Here is a 674-nt window from a genome sequence, read left to right as displayed (position 1 = left end):
GACAGTGCCGGAGCGGACGCACCGAAGGAATTTACCGCCTGGAGTGCAGTGGGCCATGACAACAGTGCGGCGGTGACTGCGCTGGGCACCTACGGCGTGCTGACATTGGGCAGTGACGGTGCCTACAGCTTCACGTTGGATAACAGCCTGGCGGCGGTGCAAGCGCTGACGTCGGGCAGCACCCTGAGTTACGACCTGTATTACACCATGCAGGATGCGGACGGGGATCCGAGTTCGGCCAAGCTGACGATTACCATTACCGGGGCGGACGACAGCGCCAGCGTGGTGACGCTGGTGGCCGAAGGGCCGGATGCGACGGTCTACGAGCATGGCCTGACGTCGCTAGGTGATACCAGCGAGACCGTCACGGGGTCGTTCACGGTCACGGCGACCGATGGTATTGCCAGTGTCACCGTGGGTGGTTCGACCTTCAGTCTGGCGCAACTGCTGGCCTTGTCGACGACCAATCAGGTGGTCAATACCGGCGAAGGCAACCTGACGTTGACCAACTACAACGCGGCCACGGGCGTGGTGAGCTACAGCTACACGCTGTCCGCGACGATCGACAACGACAGCAAGCCTGGTGCCACTGGTACGTATTTCGATGACAGTGTCACGATCAGCGTGCTGGGCGTGGGCGGCAGTACGGCGAGCGACGAGCTGGTGATACGGAT

General features: G+C 62.2%; 1 protein-coding gene. It reads left to right on the top strand.

Going from position 1 to position 674, the window contains the following annotated elements; all coding sequences use genetic code 11:
• The coding region (locus AB5S05_RS22045) for a VCBS domain-containing protein (protein WP_369289639.1) at positions 1 to 674 on the top strand (674 nt) is incomplete at both ends.

The sequence above is a fragment of the Pseudomonas zhanjiangensis genome (genome assembly GCF_041027545.1).
In the GTDB taxonomy this organism is placed as follows: domain Bacteria; phylum Pseudomonadota; class Gammaproteobacteria; order Pseudomonadales; family Pseudomonadaceae; genus Aquipseudomonas; species Aquipseudomonas zhanjiangensis.
Note: the sequence above shows the minus strand (reverse complement) of the source record. Positions and strands in the feature narration are given on the sequence as shown.